Annotated in this window: 15 protein-coding genes; 8 read left to right on the top strand and 7 right to left on the bottom strand. The window is 65.0% G+C overall.

Annotation, left to right across the window (positions count from 1 at the left end):
* The first annotated feature begins 26 nt into the window (after positions 1-26).
* The 7 genes from RKE40_RS11705 to RKE40_RS11675 all read left to right on the top strand — a co-directional run bounded on the left by RKE40_RS11705 (position 27) and on the right by RKE40_RS11675 (position 8,797).
* A complete protein-coding gene (locus tag RKE40_RS11705) occupies positions 27-1,205 on the top strand; it encodes an extracellular solute-binding protein (protein WP_316018422.1) in 1,179 nt (392 codons plus the stop codon).
* Positions 1,202-2,413 carry a CaiB/BaiF CoA transferase family protein gene (locus tag RKE40_RS11700; protein WP_316018421.1) on the top strand — a complete coding sequence of 404 codons (1,212 nt, stop codon included), beginning with the start codon at positions 1,202-1,204 and terminating at the stop codon, positions 2,411-2,413. Before RKE40_RS11705 ends, RKE40_RS11700 begins: the two co-directional genes overlap by 4 nt.
* An 81-nt stretch (positions 2,414-2,494) precedes the next feature.
* A complete protein-coding gene (locus tag RKE40_RS11695; protein WP_316018420.1) occupies positions 2,495-3,700 on the top strand; it encodes a CaiB/BaiF CoA transferase family protein in 1,206 nt (401 codons plus the stop codon).
* A gap of 2 nt (positions 3,701-3,702) precedes the next feature.
* On the top strand, positions 3,703-4,482 hold the full coding sequence (locus RKE40_RS11690; RefSeq protein ID WP_316018419.1) for an enoyl-CoA hydratase/isomerase family protein: 780 nt from the start codon (positions 3,703-3,705) through the stop codon (positions 4,480-4,482).
* Positions 4,483-4,538: 56 nt separating this feature from the next.
* Positions 4,539-6,350: a CoA-transferase gene (locus RKE40_RS11685; protein ID WP_316018418.1), complete on the top strand. Its 1,812-nt coding sequence runs from the start codon at positions 4,539-4,541 to the stop codon at positions 6,348-6,350.
* Positions 6,351-7,332: 982 nt separating this feature from the next.
* The gene (locus tag RKE40_RS11680; RefSeq protein WP_316018417.1) at positions 7,333-7,557 is read left to right on the top strand and encodes a hypothetical protein; all 225 of its coding nucleotides are present in this window, start codon (positions 7,333-7,335) and stop codon (positions 7,555-7,557) included.
* A 235-nt stretch (positions 7,558-7,792) separates the two neighbouring features.
* The gene (locus RKE40_RS11675) at positions 7,793-8,797 is read left to right on the top strand and encodes an ABC transporter ATP-binding protein (RefSeq protein ID WP_316018416.1); all 1,005 of its coding nucleotides are present in this window, start codon (positions 7,793-7,795) and stop codon (positions 8,795-8,797) included.
* A gap of 130 nt (positions 8,798-8,927) precedes the next feature.
* Here the strand turns inward: RKE40_RS11675 and RKE40_RS11670 are convergent, their stop codons facing one another.
* From RKE40_RS11670 to RKE40_RS11660, 3 genes are all read right to left on the bottom strand, one after another.
* Positions 8,928-12,065: an efflux RND transporter permease subunit gene (locus RKE40_RS11670; RefSeq protein ID WP_316018415.1), complete on the bottom strand. Its 3,138-nt coding sequence runs from the start codon at positions 12,063-12,065 to the stop codon at positions 8,928-8,930.
* A gap of 3 nt (positions 12,066-12,068) precedes the next feature.
* On the bottom strand, positions 12,069-13,289 hold the full coding sequence (locus RKE40_RS11665; protein ID WP_316018414.1) for an efflux RND transporter periplasmic adaptor subunit: 1,221 nt from the start codon (positions 13,287-13,289) through the stop codon (positions 12,069-12,071).
* Between the two features lie 564 nt (positions 13,290-13,853).
* Complete coding sequence (locus RKE40_RS11660; protein ID WP_316018413.1) at positions 13,854-14,639, bottom strand: bestrophin-like domain; 786 nt, start codon at positions 14,637-14,639, stop codon at positions 13,854-13,856.
* Positions 14,640-14,908: 269 nt separating this feature from the next.
* On the opposite strand from RKE40_RS11660, the gene RKE40_RS11655 reads away from it, so the two are divergent.
* Positions 14,909-15,109: a hypothetical protein gene (locus tag RKE40_RS11655; protein ID WP_316018412.1), complete on the top strand. Its 201-nt coding sequence runs from the start codon at positions 14,909-14,911 to the stop codon at positions 15,107-15,109.
* A gap of 287 nt (positions 15,110-15,396) precedes the next feature.
* On the opposite strand, the gene RKE40_RS11650 is transcribed toward RKE40_RS11655, so the two are convergent.
* From RKE40_RS11650 to RKE40_RS11635, 4 genes are all read right to left on the bottom strand, one after another.
* On the bottom strand, positions 15,397-16,047 hold the full coding sequence (locus RKE40_RS11650) for a LysE family translocator (RefSeq protein ID WP_316018411.1): 651 nt from the start codon (positions 16,045-16,047) through the stop codon (positions 15,397-15,399).
* A 73-nt stretch (positions 16,048-16,120) separates the two neighbouring features.
* Positions 16,121-16,744 carry an Isoquinoline 1-oxidoreductase subunit gene (locus RKE40_RS11645; protein WP_316018410.1) on the bottom strand — a complete coding sequence of 208 codons (624 nt, stop codon included), beginning with the start codon at positions 16,742-16,744 and terminating at the stop codon, positions 16,121-16,123.
* Complete coding sequence (locus tag RKE40_RS11640; RefSeq protein ID WP_316018409.1) at positions 16,744-18,948, bottom strand: xanthine dehydrogenase family protein molybdopterin-binding subunit; 2,205 nt, start codon at positions 18,946-18,948, stop codon at positions 16,744-16,746. The genes RKE40_RS11645 and RKE40_RS11640 overlap by 1 nt, the downstream gene beginning before the upstream one ends.
* Positions 18,896-19,357, bottom strand: coding sequence for a (2Fe-2S)-binding protein (locus RKE40_RS11635; protein ID WP_316018408.1), 462 nt, complete (start codon positions 19,355-19,357; stop codon positions 18,896-18,898). The genes RKE40_RS11640 and RKE40_RS11635 overlap by 53 nt, the downstream gene beginning before the upstream one ends.
* Between the last annotated feature and the right edge of the window lie 92 nt (positions 19,358-19,449).

Below are 19,449 nucleotides of genomic sequence, written 5' to 3'. Positions count from 1 at the left end.
TCCCTCAAAGGCAACAAGACGGAAAAATGACTTCTACTCGCACCATCCGCGGCATCTCCTGGGATCATCCTCGCGGCTTCGACTGTCTGGCGGCGAACGTGTCGGCCTTCGAGGCAGAAAACCCAGGGATCGAGGTCGTCTGGGAACGGCGCAGCCTTAAGCAGTTCGGCGAGCAGCCGATCGACGTTCTGGCCGAGCACTATGATCTCATCGTGCTCGATCATCCCTTCGTCGGTCATGGCTCCGCTTCCGGCTGCCTCGTCGACATCACCCCGATCATCGGCAAGGACGCAGTCGACGCCATGCTTGCCGACAGCGTCGGCAAGAGCAGCGCCTCCTATCACTGGGAAGGCGGCGTCTATGGCTTGCCGACAGACGCGGCTGCGCAGGTCGCCTCATACCGGCCCGATCTGCTGGCAGAGCTCGGCCGGGACGTGCCGGAGACCTTTGCAGAGACCCTGGCGCTCGCCCGGGCGGCGAAAGACGCCGGCAAGACGATCGTCACGCCGGCCTGCCCGACGGACGCGATGTGCCTTGTTCTGACCTTCACGGCCAATCTCGGCGAACCGCTCGGGGATGAGCCCGGCAGCTTCTGGGACAGGCGGGCTCTGGTCGAAGCCCTTGCCCGCATCGAGGAACTCGTCGAGGCGAGCCATCCCTCGTCGCTCGGTTGGAACCCGATCCAGGCTTATGAGGCGATGTCGACGAGCGACGATATCGCCTACATCCCCTACGCTTTCGGCTATTCCAATTTTTCGCGCCTAGGCGTTACCAAGCCGATCCTGTTCACCGACGTCGCCGGCCCCGGCCACGACCCCAAGGCAGGCGCGCTTCTGGGCGGTGCCGGCTGTGCCGTAACCAAGAGCGCTAGGGATTACGAGGCGATCGGGCGCTATCTCCGCTTCGTCCACGATCCCGCCCACCAGCGCGGCGCCTATTTCGACGAAGGTGGTCAGCCCGGCAGCCGTACAGCCTGGCTCGACCAGCGGGTCAACGAGCAGTCGCGGAACTTTTTCCGCGACACGCTGGAAACGCTGGACAAGTCCTTCCTGCGCCCGCGCTTCCCCGGCTTCCTGCCCTTCTTTGAGGAGGCGGGCGAAATCGTCCACGCGCGCCTGCAAGGCGCCTGCAGCCGCGAGGCCGCGATCGACCGGCTCGCGGCGCATTACGACCGCTGTCTCGGCCTGGAGGCGGCGCAGTCATGAGCGCTCTCGATCATCTGACGGTGCTGGATTTCAGCCATCTTCTCGCAGGCCCCCTGGCGACGCAGATGATGGGCGATCTCGGCGCCGACATCATCAAGGTCGAGCGTGTCGGCGAGGGCGACCTCTATCGGCGCCTTCCGCCGTTCTTCAACACGCGCATCAATGGCGAGAGCCCGCATTTCCTCGCCTGGAACCGCAACAAGCGCTCCCTCGCCTTGGATCTGAAATCGGCTGAAGCCCGCGACATCATTCTCGAAATGGCCGCGAAGGTCGACGTCGTCGTCGAGAATTTCCGGCCGGGCGTGATGGAGCGGCTCGGGCTCGGGTACGAGCAGTTGGCGGCCGTCAACCCGGCGATCATCTATTGCTCGAGCTCCGGTTATGGCGCGAGCGGCCCGATGTCGGCCCGGCCCGGGCAGGACCTGCTGCTGCAAGGCATCAGCGGGTTCATGAGCGTGACCGGAAGCAAGGATGGGCGACCGACGCCGCTCGGCATCTCCCTGGCCGACCAGCTCTGCTCGTATCACATCGTCTATGCCGTGCTCGCGGCACTGATCCATCGGATGAAGACCGGCCGCGGCCAAAGGATCGAGGTCGACATGCTGCGCGCCTGCCTTGCGCATCAGGGCCAGGAGCTGCTCTTCGCGCTGACGCTCGGCAAGAGTTTCGAGCGCCCGGCATCGGGCATCGCACATCCCGGCATGCCCGCCCCGTTCGGTGTCTACCGGACCGCCGATGGCTGGATGACCATTTCGATGAACCCGGTGGACCGCCTGGCCGATGTGCTCGACCTGCCCGCGCTCGCCTCCTGCAGTGACGAGCGCCTCTGGAACGAGCGGGACGAGGTGCACGCGCTGATCGAGGCGAAGACCGCGACCGCGAGCACCGCGCATTGGGTCGAAAGCCTGCTGGCGGCGGGGCTGTGGGCCGGCGAGATCAACAGCCTGCAGGATGTCGCTTCACTCGAGCAGGCCGAGCATCTGGGCGCCTTCGCCAGTTACGAGCACCCGACGGCCGGCACCGTTCGTACCGTCAACATCCCCGTCGACCTCTCTGAAACACCCGGCGAAATCCGCCGGCCGGCTCCCCGCGTCGGCGAGCACAGCCGCGAGGTGCTCGCCGCCTTCGGCTTCGACGACGACGCCGTCGCGGCCTGGATCGAAGCCGGCATCGTCGGCGATCTCGAAGGGCATGCGTCCCGGACCTAAGGCAATGAGCGGGAAAGGGAACAAGATGTCGAACCAGCCCTCCCCGCTTTCCTCCAACTGCTGCTGCGCGTGAGACCAGACATGAACAAGGCCCTAGAAGGCGTCCGCATTCTCGATTTCAGCCATCTGCTACAGGGGCCGCTTGCGACGCAGATGCTCGGCGACATGGGCGCAGACGTCGTCAAGATCGAGCGCGCCGGCTCGGGCGACATGTTCCGCGGCATGACCTTCTTCGCCAAATGGGTCGGCGGTTCCGAAAGCCCCAACTTCCTCGCCTGGAACCGCAACAAGCGCTCGATCGCGTTCAATCTCAAAAGCCGCAAGGTCCACGCCATCATCATGGAGATGGCCAAGAGCGCCGATGTGGTCGTGCAGAACTTCCGGCCCGGTGTGCTGGCGAAGCTCGGCTACGGCTACGACGACTTCAAGGCCGTCAATCCGCGGATCATCTACTGCTCCGGCTCCGGTTATGGCGAGGAGGGCCCCTATGTCGACCGCCCCGGCCAGGACATGCTGATCCAGGGACTGGCCGGCGTCGTCGCCAACACCGGACGGGGCGACCAGGCGCCCGTTCCGGCCGGCGCCGGGCTCGCCGACCAGATCGGCGCCATGAACATGGTCTATGGCATCCTGTCGGCGCTCTTTTGGCGCGAGAAGACCGGCAAGGGGCAGAAGATCGAGGTCAATCTGCTGGCCGGCATGCTGGCGCACCTCAATCAGGAATACGTCGCCGTGCTCAATCTCGGCGAGGACTTCGTGCGTCCGAATTCCGGCATCGGCCACCCCGGCATGCAGGCGCCGTTCGGCATCTACGAGACGGCCGACAAGGGCTATGTCTCGATCGCCATGAGCCCGTTCAAGACGCTCTACACCGTGCTCGAAGCGCCGCAGCTCGCACCTTACGACGATCTGGAGACGCTGTTCAGCAAGCGCGACGAGGTCTTCGACAAGGTCAATGCCGAGACCAGGAAGTTCGGTACCGCGGACCTGCTCGCCCGCCTGCTGGCAGCCGACATCTGGTGCGCCGAGGTCAAGGACATCCGGCGCGCCGCGCAGGATCCGCAGGTGACGCATATGGGCATGATCACCAGCTACGATCATCCCCGCGGCGGCAACGTCAAGGTCGTCGCGCCGGCCGTCCGCATGAGCGAAACGCCCGCCCGCATCGAGCGTCCTGCGCCGCTGGTCGGCCAGCATGGTCGCGAGATCCTCGCCGAGTTCGGCTTCTCCAGCGCCGAGATCGCGGCACTCGAGGCGGCTGGCGACATGACCGTGGACGAGGCCTGATCGTGGCGAACTACCAGACGCTCACCGTCGAAAGGAGGGGCCGCGTCGCACTCGTCACCTTCCGTCGCGCCGACCAGCTCAACGCCATGAACAGGCTGATGCAGGGCGAGATCACCGACGTCTTCGAAACCCTGTCGGACAGTCCCGAGGTCGGCGCCATCGTCGTCACGGGTGAAGGCCGCGGCTTCATGGCCGGTGCCGACATCAAGGAATATGCGGCGCAGACGGACGATGAGTTCGACGCCTTCCAGGCAGCGGGCACGCGGATGTATGCGGCGATCGAGAGCAACGCCAAGCCGGTGATCGCCGCGGTCAACGGCTTCGCGCTGGGCGGCGGCATGGAGCTGGTGCTGTGCTGCGACATCGTGCTCGCCAACCAGTATGCCAAGTTCGGCCTGCCGGAGATCAAGCTCGGCCTGATCCCCGGTGGGGGCGGCACGCAACGCAGCGTCGCCAAGCTGGGGCGCAACCGCGCCAACATGCTGTTGCTGACCGGCGCGATCGTCCCGGCTTCCGATTTCGTGAGCGCTGGTCTGGTCGCCGAGATCGTCGATGTCGCCGCCTTGCTGCCGCGTGCCCTGGAACTGGCAGAAGCCATCGCCGCCGAGCCTGCGGCCGCTGTCGAAGGGCTGAAGCGGCTGACGGCGCACGCCCTCGCCGGCGACCTCGCCGCAGGGCTCGCCATGGAGCGCGACCTTGTGGGCGAGCTCTATCGCAGCGAGATCGGCCAGGCCCGCATCCAGCAATTTGCGCAGAAAAGCAGCGGGACAGCAAAAGCGTAATCCTGCGCCGAACCTCCACCTACGATCCAGCAGTTCCCGGTGAGCAGAACGCCGCAATGATCCGCACATCCCTCGTCAAGCCCAACAAGCCGCTCTTCACAGACCTCGCCGGCCTTGCTGGTCTCGTCCGCGATCACGATGTCTTCGGCGTCGGAGGTCATCATTTCGCGCGCCTTCCGATCACGCTGATCAAGGCGATCATGGCGCGCGGCACCAAACGGCTGCGCTATGTTTCATGGGCAGGCGGCCTGCCCCTGGAGCTGCTGCTGGAGGCGGATGCGATTGCCGAAATCGACACCTGTTTTTCGAGCCTCGACATCTTCGGCTTGCCGCCGCGCTTTCGTAGGGCTGCCGAAACGGGGGCCCTCCCAGTCCGTGACTGGACGGCGCTGGCGATGATCCAGGCGCTCCGGGCTGCCCAGCAGAACCTGCCTTCACTGCCGTTCCAGCCACCGGTCGGCTCGGACATGATGGCGCGCGTTCCCGGCGTGAAGCTGGCACCGGACGCGATCGACGGCGAGCCCATGGCTTTCGCCCCCGCTCTGCGGCTCGACACGCTCGTCCTGCACGCCCAGCGGGCGGATGAGAGCGGCAATGTCCAGATCCTTGGGCCGAGGGCGCTGGACGTCGCCATGGCGGGAGCCGCCCGGCAGGTCCTCGTGACTGTCGAGGAGATCGTGCCCGTCGGCGCTCTGGCGCAAGCCGGACGCCAGACGGTGCTCACCCGCAATCAGGTGACCGCGATCGCCCTGGCCCCCGGCGCCGCCTACCCGACCTCCTGCCTGCCATTCTACGTCACCGACTATGCGCGCCTTTCCGAGGCCTTCAGCGATAACGGGCGGCGCCTTTCCGAGAGCCTTTCCGCTCCCGGTGAAGCCGTCCGGGCACAGGTCGTCGACGCGGCGAAGATCGACGCTGCGACGGTGAATGCGGTTGCCGACACTCTCGCCAGCCCAGCCCTCCTGCCGACTCCGGCGCCTGCCTCCATCGACGAGATCCTCGCGGCGCGCATCGCCGCCGAACTCGGCAATGACAGCTTTGCCAGCGCCGGTGCCGTCTCGCCGCTCGCCAATGTCGCCTATCGGCTGGCCAAGGCGACGCATGCGCCCGGGATGATCATTGCAACGATGAGCTGCGGCCATCTCGACGTCGCGCCCAGCCCGATGATCCTGTCCCTGCTCGAAAGCCTCGACGGCGAAACCGCGGCGGCGCATGCCGGCGGCGACGATACCTATTCGACCTATTATCAGGCCGGTGCCGTGACGCATGAGATCGTCGCCGCCGCAAAGGTGGATCGCCGCGGCCGGGTCAATACGATCGCCATCGACAAGCCGTCCGGCGGCGTCATCCGGCTGCCGGGTCAGGGCGGCATGGCCGACGTCGCCAACATGCATCGCGACTACCTGCTCTATGTGCCGCGCCACTCGCCGCTCTCCGTAGTGGACGAGGTCGAGATCGCCAGTTCGGCGCGCGGGCTGCTCACCGAGGCCGAGCGAGTCCCACATGGCTATCGCACCGGCCGATCGCTGGTCTTCACCGATCTCTGCGTCTTCCGCCTCGACACCGAGACCCGCCAGCTCGTTGTTATCGAAACCATGCCGGGCGTAACGCTCGAACAGATCCGTGAGGCGACGGGTTTTCCGATTTCGATCGATCCGGAATGCCGCGCCGTGGCGGCCCTGGATAAGGACATGCTGGCGCTCCTGCGCAGCCGTATCGACCCGCTTGGCCTGCGACGCCTCGAATTCGTGAACGCCAAGCGGCGCGCAGCGCTGCTCGACGAGATATTAGCCCTGGACCGCGAGTTCGTGGACCGCTGCATTCAGGGCAGCGGCGCAGCGCGGGGCCAGGCCCGGGCTAGGCGCTGATCATCCGGCGGCTGTCGATGTATTGCCGCATGGGGCCTGGGTATAAACCCGGACCGAAGCCGCGTGTCGAACGTGTCGACGCTGATCATCAGTATCTCGGCCTCAGCCGAGCGTGTGACGAACACGGAAGACATCGGCGAAGCGTCTATGGCTGGCGGACGGGACCTTGGCGGTGATAGCCTGCCACAATGCTCAACCCGCGGCCATGCTGCAACAGCGAGGGCACCGTGGTTCAGCCGGAGACGGCCGGAAGCCAGAGCCGTCCGCCCCGAGAGCCGGCCTGGATAGGTGCCCGGCTCCCGGGTGTCCATGTGATCATCGCATCAAGCGAGCTCCATGCGCAGGCATCCGTGCTGCCACGGGGTCGGGGTCGACCCAGAAGCATCCGGAGCTAACGATCCTCTGGCCCGCCGCGTTTGCGAGTTGCTGACAGTCGCTCTGACGGATGCAGTTGTTGTAGCGGATCTGGTCACCATAGCCTTGCGGCGCTGCGCTGAAATTGCAGGCCGGCCCCCATTCGGCCGTCCCCGCTATCGCAGGCGATGCGATTACCATGCCTAGCAAACCCACGGCGGCCATGGCTGCGATACCCTGGTTCAGGCGCGGCGCAGGCTGAATCCGGGCGAAACATGCGGTTCTATCAAGCATCGGAATTCTCCGCGGTTGACGAAGCCTACCTCTGCAACGGCACCAACACGTGTCGTGCCGCCTATAGATGGCGTTTCATGCGGACGGCAACAATCAACAAGGCATTCGAGTAGAAGTAATTTCACGGATATTTGTGCAACGTTACGAATTTTTAATCCAGCATTAATGCACGATCCATCCAAGCGCTAAGATTTGGGGGCGATAGCGCCTATGAGACATTTCGTTTTCTTCTGAAATCACGTTGATTTGCATGTCAGCACCGGCCCGAGAGCTGTAACTTAGGAGAGCCAGGCAGGAGAATGCCGGCGCAGAACTCGACCAAAGGAGGTCGACCATGACCGTTCAGAGGATCTTTCTGGCCGCGGGGCTACTCGCAATGTGGGGGCTGACATTGGAGGCAAAGGCAGCGGAACTCGGCGCCGAAAGCATCGTGCACGAGCAAGCCCAAAGCGCGCGCGCCCTCGCAGAGCAGAGCCAGTATCGCGCCTACCATCAACGCTTCAAGGACTTGGAGCTTCGCCACCCTGTCGCGCCGACTGAGCTGCCGCACCACAACTAAAGGCTTCACATCCTGAAGTCGGGGCCGCCATGGCGGCCCCATTTCTTGACGTTCACAGATTTGCTTTGTTGGCCGGCGCGCCCTGCAATTCCGGCACCCACGACATCGGGAAGCGCAACCCGGCATAGCCACCAGAACGACCGTCCGCCCGCTGAAGCAGGCAAGCCAAGCGCTGGCCGACCTGCGCACAGGACGATCGCGAGGTACGGTGGTCTCGTTCCATGAGGCTCTCGCCATGAGGCTCTCGCAGCTCATCGCGTCGATAGCGGAGCCCCCTCGCCCTCATGCGCAGGACCCGCCGCTGCCCTCTTCTCTCGCCCGCTTCGTGCTGTGGTCGGGCGGCTGGCATCAGGCGGCGATTTGTGCCCTTTCAGTTGCGGTCTTCCTGCTCAACGCCGCCCCGATCGAAACGCAGCGTCGCATCATCGACACGGCCGTCCATGCCGGCCGCCTCGCCGCCATCCTGAGGCTCGCCGGCCTGCAATTTGCGATCATTCTGACGTTCGGGTCGGCGAAGCTCGCCATGAACGTCTACCGAGCCTGGCTCGGCGAATGCGCGACCCGGGATCTGCGCCTCGTGGTGACGCGCAAGTTGGAGAACCTGCAGGTCGACGACTTGGCGCTCAGCAATGGCACCGGCCTCGCCATGATCCTCGCGGAAGCCGACGACATCGGCGCCTTCGTCGGTTCAAGCCTCAGCCTTCCGATTGTCGAGATCGGCTTTCTGGCGAGCGTCTTTGCCTATCTCGCCGTCCTCGACCTGAGGATGATGTCAGTCAGCCTTCTGATCCTGACGCCGCAATTCGTGTTCGTGCCGGTGATGCAGCGAGCCATCAACCGCCGCGTGGCACAGCGCACCCGCATTCTGCGGCGCTTCGGCGAAGAAATCCTGTCTCGGTCGCGAGCTGAATCCAGCGCGCGCCGCCTCGACGAGGTGTTCACGCTCAACCTCGGCATGTTCGAGACCAAATTTGCCCTCAACTTCCTGATGAACCTGACCTATTCCCTCGGCAGCCTGCTCGTGCTCGGCATTGGCTGCGTGCTGGTCGTCCAAGGTCGGACCGAGATCGCCACCGTCGTCACCTTCCTGTCCGCAACCGGACGGATCGTCGACCCATGGAATGACCTCGTCGACTGGGCCCGAGGTCTCGCATTGACGATCGTCAAGTACCGACTTGTCGCCCAGGCCATCGGGGCACCGTCCGGTGGCGTTTCAAGCTTGCCCGCAACGGCGCGCTGACTCCAGCGGCTCGGAACCGCCGGTGTACCGCCGCATGCTGATTGGGCTCGGGTCTCGCGACTTGGCCCAGACTACAGGCACGACCCGCTCTTGCCGGGTCGCCCCCGCGTATCACGGCCATCAGCCGCTGCTAGCCATCAGTATTCGTCGCCATCCGGCTCCGCTCGTCGATGCCGGCGCCTTCTGCGCGGTGCTTCGGAGCAAGCCAGTTCGAGAAGGCGTCGAGATAGAGGTAGATCACCGGCGTCGTGAACAAGGTCAGCAATTGGCTGACGAAGAGGCCGCCGACCATGGCGTAGCCGAGCGGCTGGCGGATTTCCGAACCCGTGCCGTGGCCCAGCATCAGCGGCACGCCGCCGAGGAGAGCGGCCATGGTGGTCATCAGGATCGGGCGAAAGCGCAACAGGCAGGCGCGCCTGATCGCCTCCAGCGAGGACAGGCCCTGCTCGCGCTCGGCTGCGATCGCGAAGTCGATCATCATGATCCCGTTCTTCTTCACGATGCCGATCAGCAGAATGAGGCCGATCAGCGCGATCAGGCTGAAATCGAAGCCGAAGAGCAGCAGGATGGCCAACGCTCCGACACCGGCTGAAGGAAGGGTCGAGAGGATGGTGAGAGGGTGGATATAGCTTTCGTAGAGGATGCCGAGGATCAGGTAGACGACGACCAGCGCCGCCGCGATCAGCATCGGCACCGAGGCGAGCGAGTCCTGGAAGGCCTGTGCCGTGCCCTGGAAGGACGTCGTGATCGTTGCAGGCAGGTTCATCGCCTGTTCCAGCGCGGCGATCGCTGCGGTCGCCTGGCCCAGTGCGATGCCCGGCGCCAGATTGAAGGAGATCGTCACCGCCGGGAACTGGCCCTGGTGGTTGATCGCCAGCGGCTGCGCCGGCACCGTGCTCCATCTGGCAATGGCCGAGAGCGGCACGTTGCCGCCCGTCGTCGCCGAACGCAGGTAGATCCGGTCGAGCGTCGCGATCTTCTGCTGCAACGCCGGCAGCACTTCCAGAACCACGTAATAGGTCGAAAGCTGCGTCGCGTAGCTGGCGATCTGGCGTTGCCCGAACGCATCGTAGAGCGTCGCGTCGATGACGTCCGGGGTCAGCCCGTAGCGGGCAGCCTGGTCGCGGTCGATCGCCAGGGTCAGGGTGGAGCCAGCCGCCTGCTGGTCGGAGGCGACATCGCGCAGCTCCGGCATCGCCTTCATCCTGTCGAGGAGCTTGGGCGCCCATTCGTTGAGCTGGGCGACGTCGGTGCCCTGCAAGGTGAACTGGAATTGTGTCCGCGAGGACCGGCCGCCGACGCGCACATCCTGCGTCGCCTGAAGATAGAGGCTGGCGCCTTCCAGCGCGCCGGTCTGCGCGCGCAGTCGGCGGATCACCGCGTCGGCCGAGGCCGTACGCACCTCCCGCGGCTTCAGCGTGATGTACATGGTGCCGTCATTGAGAGTGCCGCCCGCCCCGCCCATACGCATCGCCATGTGATCGACAGCCGGATCCTTGAGCACGATGGCGCCGACCGCCTCCATATGCCTGGCCATGGCTGCGATGGAGGTGTCTTGCGCGGTCTCGATCACGCCGGTGATCAGGCCGGTGTCCTGCTGCGGAAAGAAGCCCTTCGGGATGATGACGAACAGATAGACGGTGAGCGCGAGCGTTGCGAAGAACACCATCAGCGTGACGGCGCGAAAGCGCAGCGCCACGTCGAGGCTGCGCTCGTAGGCGCCGAGGAGCGCCTGGAACAGCTTGTCGCTGGCCTGGTAGATCCGGCCGTGATGCACGTCCCGAAGCGGCTTCATGAAGCGCGAGGCCATCATCGGCGTCAGGGTCAGCGAGATCACCGCGGAAACCAGGATCGCCATCGCCAACGTGACTGAGAATTCGCGGAACAGCCTGCCGATGATCCCGCCCATCAGCAGCAGCGGAATCAGCACCGCGACAAGCGAGATCGAGATCGACAGGATGGTGAACCCGATCTCGCTCGCGCCCTTGAGGGCGGCATCCATCGGCTCTTCGCCCTCCTCGATATAGCGCGTGATGTTCTCCAGCATGACGATGGCGTCGTCGACGACGAAACCGACGGCGATGGTCAGCGCCATCAGCGAGAGGTTGTCGAGGCTGTAGCCGGCGAACCACATCAGAGCGCAGGCGCCGAGCAGGGCGAGCGGCACGGTCAATGACGGGATGATGGTGGCCCAAAGGCTGCGCAGGAAGATGAAGATCACCAGCACCACCAGAGCGACCGTCACCAGCAGCGTGAACTTCACGTCCTTGACCGCGGCGCGGATCGTCTGCGTCCGGTCGGACAGCACCGCGATCTTGATGGCGGGCGAGATGCCGGCGGTCAGGTGCGGCAGAGCCTGCATGACCTTGTCGACCGTGGCGATGACATTGGCCCCGGGCTGCTTGAAGATCACCAGGAAGACGCCGCGCTTGCCATCGGCCCAGCCGGCTTGCGTATCGTCGAGCGGGGCGCTGACCGCCTGACCGATGTCGCGCACGCGCACAGGATTGCCGTCGCGATAGGCGACGATGACGTCGTTCCAGTCCTTGGCGTCGGTGAGCTGGTCATTGGCGTAGATCGTGTACGAGCGTGCGACGCCGCTGATGGTGCCTTTCGGGCTGTTGACCGTCGTCACGGAGAGCGGCGCGCGCACATCCTCCAGGGATAGTCCACGGGCGGCCAGTTTCGCCGGATCGACCTGGATGCGGATCGAGGGCGTTTGCTGGCCGCCGACACTGACCTGGCCGACGCCACCGATCTGGCTGATCGCCTGGGCGAGCTTGGTCAGGGCCTCGTCGGAGACCTGAGTGAGCGGCAAGGTCTCGGAGGTGGCGCTGAGCAGCAGGATCGGCGCGTCGGCCGGATTGACCTTACGATAGGTCGGCGGGCTCGGCAGGTTCTTGGGAAGCTGACCGGAGGCCGCGTTGATGGCGGCGAGCACATCGGCGCCGGCGCCGTCGATATTGCGCGAGAGCTCGAACTGGAGGGTGATCTGGGTCGAATTGGCCTGGCTCGACGACGTCATTTCCGCAACGCCCGGAATCAGCGCGAATTGGGACTCCAGCGGTTGCGCGACCGTCGCGGCCATGGTGGCCGGATCGGCGCCGGGCAGGTTGGCCGAGACCTGGATCGTGGGGAAATCCACCTCCGGCAAGGGCGCCACCGGCAATTGCGGGTAGGCGACGAGCCCGACGAGCAGGAGGCCGGCCATCAACAGCGACGTCGCGATCGGAAAGCGGATGAAGGGTGTGGAGATGCTGCTGGCCATGGCTCAGTGCGCCTTCTGTTCAGCGGCGGGCACATTCTGCGCGGATGCGCCTGGAGCCGGTGGCGTCTCGGCATCGGCCGGCATCGGTCTGGCGTGGACCACGGCGCCATCCTGCAGGCGGGATTGGCCGGCGACCACGACCTTCTGCTCGGCGCTGAGCCCGGATACGACGACCGCCCGTTCATCGTCGCTGGCACCGACCTCGATCGGCTGAGTGATCGCCTTGCCGTCATCGCCGATGACATAGGCGAACAGGCCGGAGGGACCATGCATCACTCCGTTCGTCGGTATGACGACGACCTGCTTGAGCGTGTCGATCCGCATCCGCGTATTGACCGAAAGCCCGGGCCAGAGTGCATTGTCCAGATTGTCGAAGCGCGCCTTCAGGCCAATCGTGCCGCTCGCCATGTCGACAGTGTTGTTGATCGCGGCGAGCTGGCCGCGAGCCAGGCCCCGAGTGCCATCCGAAGAGATCGCATCGACGGGGACCGCGCCGCCGTCATGAGCCTTGGCGATCGCTTCGAGACGATCCTGCGGTGCGGTGAACTCGACCGCGATCGGCTGCAGCTGGGTGATGGTGACGATGCCCGTCGTATCGGTGGCATGGACGATGTTGCCGGGGTCGATCATCCGGAACCCGGCCCGGCCGGTGATCGGGGAACTGATGGTGGCATAGTCCAGATTGACCCGGGCGCTGTCCATGGCGGCCTGGTCGCCCTGGATTTGCGCCTTGAGTTGCTCGACCAGCGCCTGCTGCGTGTCGAGGTTCTCGCGCGATTGGAAGTCCTTCGCGGCGAGGGATTTGTAGCGCTCGAGAATGAGCTGGTTGTTCTTCAGATTGGCTTCATCCTGGGCTTTCTTGGCGACGGCCTGGTCGAGAACAGCCTGGTAGGGGCGCTTGTCGATTTCGACCAGCGGATCGCCTTGGCGGACGATCTGGCCTTGCTTGAAGAGCACCTTGGTGATCGCGCCGTCGACGCGGCTTTTCACCGTCACGGTCCTGAAAGCCGAGACGGATCCCAGGCCACGGACATAGATGGGATAGTCGGTCTTGGCGGCTTCCGCGTAGGTCACGGGAATTTTCTGCGCCGCGACCTTCTCGGCCCCGGCCGCTCCCGCCCGAGGGCCGCCGGCGGGAACGTCACCGCCAAGTTCGCGCCACCCCAGATAGCCCAACATCACGAGTGCCAGCAGGACGAGCAGCACCGGCGAGCTGCCGGGCATTTTCTGTCCGTTGTCTCTCTTCTCAAGCATGCTCGCACCCGTCGAAAGACAAGAGCGTCGCCCCGCATCGCAGCGGCGATGTCCATCGCGGCTGTGCGGGAACAACGCGCTCCCCCGCGGCGGGTTTCGAGTTCAGCTACGCCAATCGGCGAGAGAATTGACCTGCTGCCGGCAGCTTGGATTCTGACGGTTGGCGCTGGAATAGCAGCAAAAGTGGTGAAAATGGCCGGAAACGCGCATGGGCGCCGTGCTCGCGACCTGTTGCGGCGTGCCGCCGGATTTTGGCCGCACCGAACCTGCTCCCGATCTTGTGACGCAGGCAGAGCAGCGCCCGACGAGGCCTGCCGAATTTAGGCTACACGGTGCCGCCGCTCTGGAGCGCTGACAGCGTCGACAACGGTGCCGGGATGGCCTGGGCGAGCGGGCGGCAAACTTCATCCCACTACATGCCGCACGAAACCGATCTTACCAGTCCGCGACTGTTCGCGGAGAAGGAATGGCATGTCACCGCGTTCATGCTTTCGCATGAGCGGCCGCGAAGCCGGGACTGAAGCGCCACCGAATCTAGCGCATCATATCGGCGAGCGCGTCGCGCGTGGAGACGCTGGAGATGTGGAACACGCCTTGGTAGGGCATTCCGAGGTCGACGATCACGAACATGATGCTCGATATCGAAAGCACCCCGATTGCCAGAACCGCAGCGCTCAAGGCACGGCGGGGTATCTGTAGCCCGAAGCTCAGGAAGACCAGACTGAGCCAGAAGCTCAACAGGCCGATGAAGAAGGCTCCCGACGGTATGTGGGAATCCTCGATGACGCTCCATCTCGCCGATAGCGCCGCTGAATAGGCTGTCCGGCAGCGGGCCGCGGAGTGCTCCAGCCCGGGGCTTTGCAGGGCGTCCACGGCCACGCCGATGTCGCTCATGAGCTGCGACAGGATGCTGTCCTCGCCGCGAACAGCCATCCCTTCGGTGTTCGGCATTCCCGCAACCACGATCTTCGCCTCTTGCGGCCACGTGCTTGCCAGGACGGCCGCGGTGTACTGTCGGAGCTTCAGCCGGATCGGGTCTGCGGCATCGCCGAAAATCCGCAGGCACTCGTCCAGACTGGTCAGGCGCGCGGCATAGGTCGAACGATGGGCGCTGGCCTCGTCGAAGCGTGCCCGAGCCGTCGAGAGCTGCAGGCTGAGGATCAACGCGGCGAAGGTCACCATGAGGCCGGTGACCAGCCGGATGGAGTCCAGGTTCTCGGCCGTCAGATGTCGCTCGTGCAGACGTTTCCGCAGGGCAATGCCGGCCATCGCAGAGGCACAGAAGAGCGCAAGGAACGCGAAGACCAGAAGAAACTCCATAACGTCTCCTTGCGCCGGTATGCGCCCAGATAGCATTCATCGAGTTCTTCTTGAACAGGCTGCGGAGGCGGCCTCGAGAACTGCGCCGCCATGATGCTCTGCGGCCGACCCGAGCGACGACAGCATATGCGGAGCGCCCGCGGTCATCCCACCGTCATGCAAAGACGCCAAGATTGCCTTTGCAGCCTTGGCTGTTGCTCGGTTTCTGGTCCTTGCCATAGTGGCGACAACTACGACGTAGCCTGCTCTCGCCGCCGGTGGAGTTGCCTATGTACGAAGACCAGTTGAAGCAATTTCGTGCGCGATCGATCGAAAAGACCCTGCGCGCCGGCTTGCCAGCTTACATCATGGATGAGGGCTGGGGCGAAGGCGTCATTCGCTTTCGTGTCGACGGACGGAAAGAGCGCATCGTCATCGTCCAGGGAAAGGCTGTGATTGAGCCTTTTAGCGCTCGCGCTGACAGCCGCTAGCCGTTGTCCGGAGACGAAGTCGATGCGCACCCCTTCCGAACGCGCGCTGATGCAAGACCTTAACGCCCTGCTCGCCCACCAACCTCAATCTAAATCCGGGGTGCCGTCTTATCCAGCGTAGGCGGTGACAAATGCTCGGGCAGGCGAGGAGAAAGGAAGCAATCGCGGGCGGTTGCGCTACCTGCCTCCCTCCGTTTGGGGCTTGCCGGACAGAGAAATCGCAACTGTCGAGTACCCACGAACTTCAGGTTTCCGCGCGATCGCAGGCTGGCTGCCAGGGAAACCATCTACTTCCTCACACCATCCGCCAAAGCGGCCGTGACCCCGAGCCCCACCAGCAACGTGCCGCTGACATAGCGCTCGACCTGCAGGTACAGCCTGCTGCGCCTCAACCAGTTGCCGGCCGTACCGGCGGCCAGTGCGTACATCCCGTCGGTGAGCAACCCGAGGACCGTGTAGAGGCTGCCGAGGAACGCGATCTGCATGCCGACATGGCCGCGGCCCACATCGATGAACTGCGGCAGGAATGCGAGGAAAAACAGTGCCGTCTTCGGATTGAGGAGGTTGACGACAAAGCCTTCCCGAAAGAGATGGCGGCTTGCGGGCGGAGCGGTGAAGGTATCGCTCGTATCGACCGACGCACGCGCGAAGAGCTTTCTGAGGCCGAGCCAGATCAGGTAGGCGGCTCCGGCATATTTGACGATCCCGAACGCCAAGGCCGACGAAGCGAGGAGCGCGGACAGCCCGAGGGCCGCTGCTGCGACATGAACGAGCGTCGCGGTGTGGATGCCGAGAATCGAGACGAGCCCGGCGGTTCGCCCCTGCTCGATCGAGCGCCCGACGAGATAGAGAACGGCGGGCCCGGGAATGACGAGCAATGCGAGGGCCGCGCCGACGAAGAGGGCGATATCGGCAAGGCCGGGAGTGACGAGGCTCATGTTTCCTCCAATTGGCCGGCAAGTATCCGGTCTGAATGCCCCAGCGAAAGGTTCGAGTGCGAAGCGAAGACGCCTAGCCGTCCGGGCATGCCGCTCCGGAGCCGGCCCACGCCTCGACCAGCACACCAAAGATGGCATTCGTTCCCGGCGCCGGCTCGCGGCCTGGTCCCGGCCGCCAGGCCCAGAGCACCAGGGGATCGGACCTGACGTGCTTGACGATCGCGGCGAGGTCCCGGCCGCCGTTGCGGCTCTTGTCCTTGAGCTGTGCGCAGATCTGGCCGAGCGTCTTGCCGTCCCAGCCCATCGATGCGGGAGCGAGCGCCCAATGGCCATCGCCGGGAACGCGGGCCGCATGGAAGTTCTGCCTGCCGTGGCAGCTGGCGCATTCGAGCCCCGGCGCCCCATGTCCGTCTCTTCCGCGGATCACCATGGGCTGATGAAGACGCCGCTGATCGCCTTGACGAGGACGCTCTGTCGCCGGATGGCAGTTGAGGCAGCGCGGGTGCTGCAGCACCTTTCCGATCTCGCCGAACAGCGCGAGCGAGCGCGCCTGCCTGTCGGGAATGCCGGCGAAACTATCGGCAGGGCGCAGGGACGCGGAAGCCTCCGGCGGCGAGGATTGAGCGTGTGTCGCGGCTATTCCGGCCAGGCAGAAGCCGGCTGCCATGGCGACCCCGTTAAGAAGGTGCAGTCGCATCAGCCCGCCCCTTTCACCATCGGCAACGAGCTTGGTCGTTCGCGGCCGAGGCGTGCCAGGGCATTGGCGACCGCTGGCCCGATCGGCGGAACACCGGGCTCACCGACCCCCGACGGAGCTTCGGCCGACGGGACGATCCGGACTTCGACGGCCGGCATCTCGTTGATCCGCAGGGATCTGTAGCTGTCGAAATTGCTCTGGACCGGGCGTCCCCTGTCGAGGGTGATCTCGCCGTACAGGACGTGCCCGAGGCCGAAGCCGATGCCGCCTTCCATCTGGGCACGAACGATGTCGGGGTTGATCGCGATACCGCAGTCGACCGCACACCACACCTTGTGGACTCTGGGCTCATCCTCGAAGGAGACTTCGGCGATCTGGGCGACATAGGAGCCGAAACTCTCCACGACCGCGACGCCGCGTGCCCGCCCATTGTTCGGGCCTGGCCCGTCCCATCCCGCGAGCTCTGCAACGGCCTTCAGCGCACCGGCGGCGCGGGGGCGCCGGGTCATCAAGGCGAGCCGCCCCGCGACGGGGTCCTGTCCGACCTCCTGCAGCAACTGGTCGATGAAGCACTCGACCGCGTAGCCGGTATGGGTGTGGCCGACCGAGCGCCACCACAAGGTCGGGACACCGACCTTGGGAGTGTGCACCTCGCATGCGAAATTGGGCATGTCGTAGAGCAGTCCGCTCGCCCCTTCGACAGAGGACGAGTCGACGCCGTTCTTCACCGCCGAGAACTCGAAGATCGTGCCGATATTGATCGACTGGCCGACGATCGTGTTGGACCAGGCCGAAATTCTGCCGTCTTTGAGGGCACCGCGAAGGCGATGCACGTAGATCGGCCGATAATAGCCGCCACCGAGATCGTCTTCGCGCGTCCAGACGACCTTGACCGGGCGGTTTGGTCCTATGGCCTTGGCCACCATCGCCAACTCGGCCGCAAGATGCTGGCTGTGCTGGGCGCGCCGGCCGAAACTGCCGCCGGCGATCATGGTTTCGATGCTCACTCGCTCGAGCGGCAGGCCGAGAACATCGGCGATCATTTGATGCTCGGGGGTCTGGAACTGGCTGCCGAACCGGGCCAGTGCCTGTTCGCCGTTCCATGCGAGATAGCCGTCCAGCGGCTCCATCGGTGCGTGAGCGAGATAAGGAAACGTATACTCGGCTTCAATGACGCGCTCGGCTCCGGCGAGAGCGGTCGCCGCATCGCCATGGCTGCCCGCGACCGCCCCCTTGCTTCGCGCAAGTTCCCGATAATGGGCGACGATATCCGGGCTGCTGCGAGTCTCGGCGGCGCTGTCGTCCCAGGAGACTTTCAGCGCCTCGCGCCCCTTCAACGCCGGCCACATGCCCTCGGCGTAGACCGCGACGCCCGACCCGATCGACTTGACGTCGACCACGCCCCTGATCTTTAGGGCCTGGGTAGCGTCGAAGCTGACCAGCTTGCCGCCGAAGCGCGGCGGGCGCGCCACGACCACGGTCAGCATGTTCGGCTCCCGGATATCGATGGTGAAACGAGCCCGTCCCGTCGACTTGATCGCGCTGTCGAGACGCTTGACCGCGCCCTCCCTGCCGATCAGCCGATAAGCCGCCGCCGGCTTGAGCTGCACATTTTTCGGCAATGGCAGCTTGGCCGCTTCGCCTGCGAAATCGCCAAAGGAACCTCGCCTGCCCGAAGGATCCTGCAGCACGCCCCTCTCGATGCCGATCTCGACAGCCGGAACCTTCCACGCGGCAGCCGCGGCCTGGAGCAGCATGACGCGCGCGGCCGCCGCCGCCTGCCTGATCTGCACCCAGGAATTGGCCATGGCGGTCGAGCCACCGGTCACCTGAAGATGACCGAAGACCAGGTTCGCATAGAGCTCGACATCGGCGGGCGCGTGTTCGGCGCGCATCTGGCTCCAGTCGGCGTCGAGTTCTTCTGCGACCAGGGTGGCGAGGCCCGTGAACGGACCCTGACCGACTTCGATGTGCTTGACGAGGACGGTGACCGTGCTGTCCGCCGCGATCCTGACGAAAGCGTTCGGCGCGAAAAGTGGATCACCCTGTCGGGCTTTCGCAGCTTTCGGCAGATAGGCACCAATGACGAGGGCGCCAGCGCCCGCCAGCACGGCGCGTCGGGAGGGGGAATGTGCCAAAGCGGTCACGGGTTCAGCCCTCCAACGCATGAGCGGCGCCGTGAATGGCAGCGCGGATGCGGACATAGGTCGCGCAACGACAGAGATTGCCGTTCATCGCGAGGTCGATGTCGCGGTCGGTCGGTTTGGGGATCTCCTTGAGCAGCGCCACCGCGCTCATGACCTGACCGGACTGGCAATAGCCGCACTGGGGCACGTCATGACCGATCCACGCGGCCTGGACGGCGTCGCACTCCCTGCCCGCGAGCCCTTCGATGGTGACGATCTCGGCATCTCCAACGGCGGAGATAGGGGTCACGCAGGCACGCTGCGGCTTGCCGTCGAGGTGGACAGTACAGGCTCCGCACTGAGCGATGCCGCAGCCGAACTTCGTACCCGAGAGGCCGAGATTGTCTCGGATCGCCCACAGCAGCGGAGTGCCGTCGTCGACATCGAGCTCATACGTCTTCCCATTGACCTTCAGGCGATGTGGCATGTCGATCTCGCAAGCCCAGAACACGTGACGATGTGGCTTCTCGACGCCTGATGCCCGCTCGCGTTCGCGGGAGCGATCTGACATAGCGATTG

Source organism: Allobosea rubneri (assembly GCF_032464875.1).
In the GTDB taxonomy this organism is placed as follows: Bacteria; Pseudomonadota; Alphaproteobacteria; order Rhizobiales; family Beijerinckiaceae; genus Allobosea; species Allobosea rubneri.
Note: the sequence above shows the minus strand (reverse complement) of the source record. Positions and strands in the feature narration are given on the sequence as shown.